The 8,151-nt window shown below is 70.0% G+C and carries 9 protein-coding genes; 1 reads left to right on the top strand and 8 read right to left on the bottom strand.

What is annotated here, in order from left to right:
- The coding region (locus PV419_RS26645) for a hypothetical protein (protein WP_319693237.1) at positions 1-285 on the bottom strand (285 nt) is incomplete at its 3' end.
- A 40-nt stretch (positions 286-325) separates the two neighbouring features.
- Between PV419_RS26645 and PV419_RS26640 the strand changes: the two genes are divergently transcribed.
- Positions 326-799 carry a hypothetical protein gene (locus PV419_RS26640; protein ID WP_319693231.1) on the top strand — a complete coding sequence of 158 codons (474 nt, stop codon included), beginning with the start codon at positions 326-328 and terminating at the stop codon, positions 797-799.
- 111 nt (positions 800-910) lie between these two features.
- Here PV419_RS26640 and PV419_RS26635 read toward each other — a convergent pair whose 3' ends face one another.
- The 7 genes from PV419_RS26635 to PV419_RS26605 form a co-directional block, all read right to left on the bottom strand.
- A complete protein-coding gene (locus PV419_RS26635) occupies positions 911-2,458 on the bottom strand; it encodes an amino acid adenylation domain-containing protein (protein WP_319693224.1) in 1,548 nt (515 codons plus the stop codon).
- Positions 2,459-2,520: 62 nt separating this feature from the next.
- The gene (locus PV419_RS26630) at positions 2,521-3,819 is read right to left on the bottom strand and encodes an MFS transporter (protein ID WP_319693219.1); all 1,299 of its coding nucleotides are present in this window, start codon (positions 3,817-3,819) and stop codon (positions 2,521-2,523) included.
- Entirely contained in the window at positions 3,816-4,904 is a 1,089-nt protein-coding gene (locus tag PV419_RS26625; protein ID WP_319693207.1) for an HAD-IIIC family phosphatase, read from the bottom strand. Before PV419_RS26625 ends, PV419_RS26630 begins: the two co-directional genes overlap by 4 nt.
- Complete coding sequence (locus PV419_RS26620; RefSeq protein WP_319693202.1) at positions 4,904-5,899, bottom strand: 3-oxoacyl-[acyl-carrier-protein] synthase III C-terminal domain-containing protein; 996 nt, start codon at positions 5,897-5,899, stop codon at positions 4,904-4,906. The genes PV419_RS26625 and PV419_RS26620 overlap by 1 nt, the downstream gene beginning before the upstream one ends.
- Positions 5,896-7,005, bottom strand: a complete 1,110-nt coding sequence (locus PV419_RS26615; RefSeq protein WP_319693194.1) for an acyl-CoA dehydrogenase family protein — start codon at positions 7,003-7,005, stop codon at positions 5,896-5,898. The genes PV419_RS26620 and PV419_RS26615 overlap by 4 nt, the downstream gene beginning before the upstream one ends.
- Positions 7,005-7,319, bottom strand: a complete 315-nt coding sequence (locus PV419_RS26610) for a phosphopantetheine-binding protein (RefSeq protein ID WP_319693189.1) — start codon at positions 7,317-7,319, stop codon at positions 7,005-7,007. Before PV419_RS26610 ends, PV419_RS26615 begins: the two co-directional genes overlap by 1 nt.
- On the bottom strand, positions 7,316-8,143 hold the full coding sequence (locus tag PV419_RS26605; RefSeq protein WP_319693183.1) for a 3-hydroxyacyl-CoA dehydrogenase family protein: 828 nt from the start codon (positions 8,141-8,143) through the stop codon (positions 7,316-7,318). The genes PV419_RS26610 and PV419_RS26605 overlap by 4 nt, the downstream gene beginning before the upstream one ends.
- Positions 8,144-8,151: the final 8 nt, after the last annotated feature.

Genomic DNA, 8,151 nt, shown 5'->3' with positions numbered 1-8,151 from the left:
CACACCCCGCGCCACCAACAACCGCGCCAACCGATTAGCCCGCGCATTCAACTCCCCATACGACACCTCCACATCCCCGCAGACCAACGCCACAGCCTCTGCACACCGCACCACCTGAGCCTCGAACAGGTGCGACAGAATGGCCTGCGGTGGCGTCTGAGTCATGTCGCTCACGTATTCCTCCGACTCATAGACCGAGGGCCGCGACAGGCCATCGGGAACATGTAAAGGGCGAGCTGAAGAGTGGTCGACCGGCACCCAGCACGGCACACCGGTCATCGCCATAGACGGCACCCCGACCCGCAGAACCACGGGTGGACTGCGGTTGGTGACGGTCGTTTCGGTTACTCCACCGGACGGGTCGGTGAAGTCGCCGGAAATAGTGGGCGCGTGGTTCGACGAACACCGGGCAGTGGTACCGCGAGACGCCGTCTACCCCGCGGGTCGGTCCACCGAACAGACCGCGCGGCACAACACGCAGGAGATGAACGACTCCCAGGATGCCGCTGTGGCAGCGGCACTGAAGCAGCAGGGACTTTCCCCGAAGAAGGCCCGTGTGCGGTTGACGCTGCCGGACGTGGGCGGACCGAGCGCCGGGCTGATGTGCGCCCTCGGCATCATCGACAAGATCGACGGCGACGCACGGGGCGGGGACCTCACTGGCGGCCAGACCATCGGCGGCACCGGCAGCATTGCCGCGGACGGCACGGTGGGTGCCGTGGGAGGCATTGAGCTCAAGGTGCAGGCCGTATGGCGGAAGGCGCTGCGCGGCGCCGGTGGCAGAGTTCCCAGTTGCTGATCCGGTGAGCGTCGGCTGCCGTTGAGACGAGCTCAGGGACGCCGTGGTGAGCGCCGGGCGGCCGAGGCTTGGGGGCGTGGAGATACCGCTGTCGGACATCACTGATGGAAATCAGGCCAACAGCTCTGCGAGCCGTTTGCGGTCCAGCTTGCCGTTGTCGTTGTAGGGGAACTCCTCCAGGTGCTGTATCCGGCGCGGCACCATGTACAGGGGGATCTGCTGCCGCAGCCAGCGGGTGAATTCCTGTGCCCGCATGTTCTTGCCCAGATAGGCCGCCACCAGTCGCTCCTCGCCCTGTACACGGACCACGACCACGGCAGCCTCGACGACCTCGGGGTGGCGGCGCATCGCTGCCTCCGTCTCGCCGGGTTCCACCCGGTGTCCAAGGACCTTCACCTGGTTGTCGAGTCGGCCGCGGTGCACCAGTCGGCCGTCCTCGCGCCGCACCCGGTCTCCGGTGCGGTACCAGTGGCGTGCGGTGAGTTCGCCGGTGCCGTCGTAGGGGATGGCGGGCGCGCCGGCTTCGTACGTCAGGAACCGTCCTGCGTTGTCGGCCGGGTCCAGGTAGCCGTCGAACCGCTGGGGACCGCGGACACACAGCTCGCCGTCTTCGCAGGGCCGGCCCTGCTCGTCCAGGATGACCGCCTCCATCTGCGGGTACGGCCGGCCGATCGGCACCGTCCCGTTGGAGCCGGCCGACCACTGCGAGCGGTCGGCGGGAAGCTCGTGGTCGGTGCATGTGATGGTCAGCTCGGTCGGCCCGTAGAGGTTGTGGATGCGGCTGCCCGGTGCCACTTGGCGCCACAGGTCGACCAGCTCCGCGGTGACCGGTTCGGCGCTGAAGGAACTGTGCCGCAGCGACGTCACCCGGCCCAGCGGCAGGTTGCCCAGCCGCTGCGCTGTGGTGACCACCGAGGGCACGCTGAACCAGTGGGTGATGCAACGGTTCACCACGAAGTCCACCGGGCGGTAGAGGTCGTCGCGGTCCGGGACGACGAGGACGGCTCCGGACCCCCAGGCGACGAACATGTCGAAGACCGAGGGGTCGAAGGTGAGCCCGAAGGCCTGGGACATCCTGCTGCCGGGCCCCACCTCGTAGCGGGCGATGTTGTAGGCCACGTACGGGGAGACGTTGCGGTGCCGGATCGGCACCCCCTTGGGGCGACCGGTCGATCCCGAGGTGAACAGCAGGTATGCCTCCCGCGCCGCGTCGGTGGGGCAGTCGGGTAGCCGGTCCGCGGGCGGCGGTGAGGACGGTGCGCCGTCCGGGGGGACGATGAGCACCGTGGGCCGGAAGTCTGCGGGCAGGTCGGCGAACGCGGTGCGGTGAGCCTCCTGCGCCACCACCACGCCGACTTCGGCCCTCCGTGCGATGTCGAGATTGCGCTGCCGCGGGTATTCGTCGTTGAGCGGCACCGCGGAGGCCCCGAGCCGCTGGATGGCCAGGTATCCGATGTAGGCGGCCGCGGTGCGCGAGGCCACCAGGGCGATCCGGTCCGGTACCCGCCCGTGCTCGCTGACGATGCGGGCGGCCAAGGCCAGGACCCGCCGGTGCAGCTCGCGGTAGCTGAGGATCCGGTCCCGCAGTTCCAGCGCGGGCTCGTCCGGCCAGCGGTGGACGGACTCGGCGAACCACTGATACAGGGTGTGATCTTGCAAGGGGAGCTCCATGCGGGACGAGGTCGGGGCTGCGGCTGGGCCATGGTCCCCGGGGTCTCGGGTCATGGCGCGGTCTCCAGCTGTCGGGCCGCCATGCGCAGCACTGGGCAGGTGGTCACCGCGGTCAGGAGGAGGATGCCGACGCCGGCCGCCACGAAGGGGACGTTGACCTGCATCAGCTTCGCCACCGCGCCGCCGGCCACCGCACCCATGGGGATGGTGCCGGTTCCCACCAGGCGGTAGAAGCCATTGACTCGGCCGAGCTTTTCCGGTGCGGTGGCGGCCTGGCGGAACGACACGGTCAGAGACTGGTAGACCGCCGCGCCCAAGGCGAGTGCGGCGAAGCACGCGGCGGCGACGAGCGGCTGCCGCACCAGGCCGATCGCCAGCGTGGCCGCGCCCACCAGGCCCATCGCGGCGAGGGCGGCGGGAAAGAGGCCGAACGCGCGGGACAGCCGCGCGGTCAGCAGTCCACCGGCGATGCCCCCCAGCGCGCCGACGGCCAGGAACACACCGAAGGAGCCCTCGGGCAGACCGAGCCACTGGACGACGTACAGCACCTCAAGCGCCCCGATGGCGCCCATGAAGAAGTTCAGGGCGCCGAGCATGCCCGCAAGGGACATCAGCAGGCGGTCGGAACGCACATGGCGAGCGCCGTCGGCGACCAGGATGTGCCAACGCGGAGTGGTTCCGCGCTCGGTTGGCCGGGCGGTTGCCGGGGTGCCTCCACGCCCGATCGTGGCGAGCAGCGCGGCGCCCAGCAGGAACGACACGCCGTCGATCAGGAAAGGCAGTGCGGCCACCGCGGCGAAGAGCACGCTGCCCAACGGCTGTCCGGCCGAGTCACGGAAGACCAGCTGAGCGATGTGCAGCCTGCCATTGGCCGCGGCCAGCCGGGAGTTGTCGACGACCGCGGGGAGGAACGACTGGGCGGCCACCACGTACACGGTCTCGCCGAGTCCCATCGCCGCCGCCGCGACGCAGACGATCGCCAGGTTGTCCGTGCCCGTGGCCACGCTCAGCCCGAGCAGCAGGACGACCACGGCGCGTGCGATGTCGAACCCGATGAGCAGCGACCGCCGATCGACGATGTCGGCCCAGGCTCCGGCCAGCGGCGACAGCAGCAGGGGTGACCAGTTGGCCACCGTCACCAGGGAGATCAGCAGTGGGTCGTCGGTCAGCGAGAGAGCGACCAGCGGGAGCGCCGTCAGCCGGATGCCGTCGCCCAGTGACGAGACGGCGCCGGCCGTCCACAGCCGTCCGAAGGCACTCCACCGCACACCGCCGTCCTCGGTCCGGCCCGGGACACTGCCCGCCACGTCCCGCCCGCCCGGCGTGGTGCCACTGGTCTCGTCGGTCATGACCACTGGCCCGGGGTGCCGTCCGCGTCCCACAGGGTGGCACCGAAGGTGGTCAATGTCGTGGGGGCGGACTGCCGTTGCGGGACCAGATGCAGCCGCTGCACACCCTCATCGGCCTCGGACGGCAGGTCGTCGCCGCGGCACTCGCACGGTGCGCTGCCGAAGCCGGCGAACCGGTAGGCGACCTCCATGATCCGGTTACGGGCGGTGCGCCGGAAGTCGGCCTCCAGATGGACTCCGGCCCGGGCGGCCTGGTCCGTCACCCAGCGCAACAGCTGCGTGCCGATGCCGAAGTTGACCACCCGGCAGGAGGTGGCCAGCAGTTTCAGGCGCCAGTTGTACGGACGTCGCTGCAGCAGGACCACGCCCACAGCGCCGTGTGAGCCGAAGCGGTCCTCGACCGTGGCCACCAGCACCTCGTGCGTGGGGTCGTTGACCAGGGCGCGCAGGGACGCACTCGAGTAGTGCACGCCGGTCGCGTTCATCTGGCTGGTGCGCAGGGTGAGTTCCTCGACCCGGGACACATCCTCCGCCCGCGCCCGGTTGATGCGCATACGCATCCTCAGGGAGCGTACGAAGTCCTCGTCGGGGCCGGTGAACGCGGATCGGGCCGCGTCCCGTTGGAACCTCCGCTGGTACAGGCTGCGCCGTTGGCGGGCGTCGGCGGTCACCACCGGGCTGAACTCCGGGAGCGCCGCCAGTCCCGCCGCCTGCTGGGCGTCGTAGCAGCGGACGTCCGGCAGGTGGTGGGTGACCTCGGCACGCTCGGTGTGCTGATCGTCGATGAAGGCGATGGTCTCCGGCGCGAAGTTCAGTTGCTCGGCGATGGTCCGGACCGAGTCGGACTTGCGGCCCCAGCCGATCTGCGGCAGTACGAAGTACTCGGCGACGCCCAGTTTTTCGAGGCGCTCCCATGCGTCCTCGTGGTCGTTGCGGCTGGCCACGGAGTGCAGGATGCCGCGCTCGTCGAGCTGGCTGAGCACCTCCAACACCCCGGGACGCAGGGTGAGCGTGTCGTTCTCCAGCAGCACTCCTCGCCACAGGGTGTTGTCCAGGTCCCACACCAGGCACTTGACCGTGCCCATCACACCTCCCAGAGGGTCACGGCCCAGGCCGCCACGGGGCTGTTGTTGAGGACCAGGACCAGGTCACCGGGCGCCAGTTCGCCGGTGGCCAGCAGCCGGTCCAGGTTGAGCACCACGTCCATGGCTCCCAGGTGCCCGTACTCCGCCAGGTGCCGGCCGCAGACCGGGTGGATGGGCAGGCCGAGGAAGGACTCGTAGAACTGGAAGGCGGGTGCGGTCACGTTCTGCATCAGCGTGGCGGCGATCTGGGCGCGGTCGGCTCCGGCTTCGGCCAACACCTCGTCGACCAGCCGGGCCAGCCGCTGCTGGCTGTGCAGGGCGAGCTCGAACCGGTACCGGTCGGAGGACTGGCACTCCTCGCGCCACTCGTACCAGGGCGCGCTCTTGTAGTCGACGCGGAACAGGTCGTGGAACTTGCCGTCGGTCTCCTGGCGGTGGGCGCGCAGCACCGGCCTGCCGCCGAGGACCATGGTCATCGCGAAGGCGCCGTCGCCGATGACGGTCACCGGGTAGCGCACCCGGTCCAGCGACACCGGACGGCTGGCATGGGTGATCAGCACGCTGTGCCGGGATGGGTCGGCCACCAGCAGGTCCCTGGCCAGGGACCAGGCCGTGCTGGAGCCGGTGCATCCGAGTCCGTCGAGCACGAAGGAGAAGGCGGAGGTCAGCCCGGCCTCCGTCGCGATGCGGCCGGAGTCCGAGCCGAGCAGGACCTCCGGAGCGCGTGCTCCCACGGCCAGCAGCACATCGGGTTCCCGGTCGGCGCCGTCCAGCAACTCCCGTGTGGCCTGAGCGGCCAGGCCGGCCGGTGTGGCCTCGTCGGTGAACCGGCTCACCGTGCGGATCCCGCACCCGCGGGCGAAGTCCGCCTCCGCGCGCGGCAGGTTGTCCAACTCCGGCAGCTTGTCCACGGGGAAGCGCTCTTCGGGCAGTACGCAGTGGATGGCGCCGATGCCCACCGCCGTCGCGTTGCCGCCGTTCACAGTCGTGGTCATATCGACCCCAGGAGTGCGTGTTCCGCGAGGAGCAGCTGGCTGATCTCCGTGCTGCCCTCGATGATCTCCATCAGCTTCGCGTCGCGGTACGCCCTGGCGACCGGGTGGCCGTCCTGCGCTCCGCGGGAGGCCAACACCTGGACGGCGGAGGCCGCGCCCTTGACGGCTTCCTTGGCCGCCACGTACTTGGCGAGCACCGCCTGCGTTCCGGTCTGCGGACTGCCCTCGTCCCAGCACGCGCTGGCGGACGCGCAACAGAGTCTGGCGACTTGATCACTGACGGACAGCTCGGCCAGGTAGCGGGCCACCAGTTGGTGCTCGGCGAGGGGTTTGCCGAACTGGACGCGGTGCTTGGCGTGTCGGGTCGTGGCATCCAGGCAGGCGCGCAGGATGCCCGCGCAGCCCCAGGCCACCGAGAGCCTGCCATAGGTCAGCGCCGAGGTGGCCAGCATGGCCAGCGGCATGCCCGCCCCGCCCAGTAGTTGGCCGGCCGGCAACCTGACGTCGTCCAGGTGCACATCGGCATGACCGGCCGCCCGACAACCCATCGGGTCAGGGAGCCGCTCCACCCGGACACCGGGCGCGTCGGTGGGTACCAGGATCACGGCTGCTCCGTCGCCGCAGGTGCCGAAGACGGCGAGCAGATCGGCGTACGTACCGCCGGTCGTCCAGATCTTGGAGCCGTGGACCCGTACCGCATCACCGTCGCGGCGGATTTCCGTGCGTATGCCGGACAGATCGCTGCCCGCTTCCGCCTCGCTGAACGCCACGCCGATGACGGCGCCACCGGTCAGCCGGGGCAGGAACGTCCGGCGCTGCTCGGCGTTGCCGAAGCGCTGGATGGTCCAGGCGGCCATGCCCTGCGAGGTCATCAACGACCGCAGCGAGCTGCACAGGCTACCGATATGTGCGGTCAGTTCGCCGTTGTCCCGGCTGTTCAGGCCCAGGCCGCCGTACTCCGAACCGACTTGGGCGCACAGCAGTCCGCGGCGGGACGCCTCCCGGACCACCGACTCGGGGATCCGGCCCTGCCGGTCCCACTCGTCGGCCTGGTCGCCGACGAGTTCGGTCAGCGCGGCACAGGCGGCAGCGACCGTGTCGTCCATCACAGTTCCGGTCCTGGCTCGCCGGGCGCGCCCGCGCGCAGCCGCTCGACCAGTGCGGCCATGGCCTGCGCGGTACGGAAGTTGTCCAAGGTGATGTCGTCCCCCTCGACGGTGACCTGGAACTCCCGCTCCATGTACTGCAGCAGTTCCAGGGAGAACAGCGAGGACACCACTCCCGAGGCGAACAGGTCCTGATCGGCCGCCCATTCCTGCTTCGTCCGGGCACGCAGGAACCCCAGCAGGCTCATCCGCACCGGGTCGGCAGCGGATTCGGCGCCGGGCTGCCGGGCCAGGTCGTTGTCGAGGGTGCTCATGCGCTCGTTCCTCCGTAGATGTGAAAGCCCTTGCCGGTCTTGCGGCCGTGGTCGCCCGACCGCACCATGTCCAGCAGCAGGTCGCAGGCGAAATAGCCGTCGTCCCCGGTGCGGTCGTGCAGGACCCGCAGGGTGTCGACGACGTTGTCGAGGCCGATGAGGTCGGCGGTGGCGAGGGGGCCCGTGGGGTGCCCGAAGCATCCGGTGAAGACCCGGTCGATCGCTTCGGCCGGGGCGCGCCCCTCCTCGACCAGCCGGGCCGCGTCGTTGATGACACGCATCAGGATCCGGTTGGAGACGAACCCGGGGCCGTCGCCGACCAGCACTTCGTCCCGGTCGAGTGCGGTGAGGAGCGAGCGTAGGGCGGCCATCGCCGCCTCGCCGGTGCGCGGGCCGCGTACCACCTCGACGGCTCGGATCAGATAAGGCGGGTTCATGAAGTGGGTGCCGACGACGTCCTGCGGCCGTGTGGTGTAGCCGGCCAGTTCGTCCACCGGAATGGCCGAGGTGTTCGAGGTGATCAGAGTTCCGGGTGTCACCGCCGCGCAGATCGCGGCCAGTGCCTTCGCTTTGGCGTCGGTGGTCTCGGTAACCGACTCGATGACGGCGTCGGCGTCGCGCAGGTCGTCGTAGGAGGTGCTGATGGTCAGCTCCCCGGCAGCGCCCGCCGGGAGCTTACCCATCAGGCGGGCGAGCATCAGTTCCTGGCGCACGGCGTCCTGTGCCTGGCGCAGCCGCTCCTCGCGGATGTCGAGGAGCAGCACCGGAACACCGTGGCCGACGGCAAGCGTGGCGATCCCCACGCCCATGACACCCGCACCCACGATCGCCA

The sequence above is a fragment of the Streptomyces sp. ME19-01-6 genome (assembly GCF_033793745.1).
GTDB lineage: Bacteria > Actinomycetota > Actinomycetes > Streptomycetales > Streptomycetaceae > Streptomyces.
The sequence above is the reverse complement of the archived record's forward strand: the minus strand, read 5'-3'. Positions and strand labels throughout refer to the sequence as shown.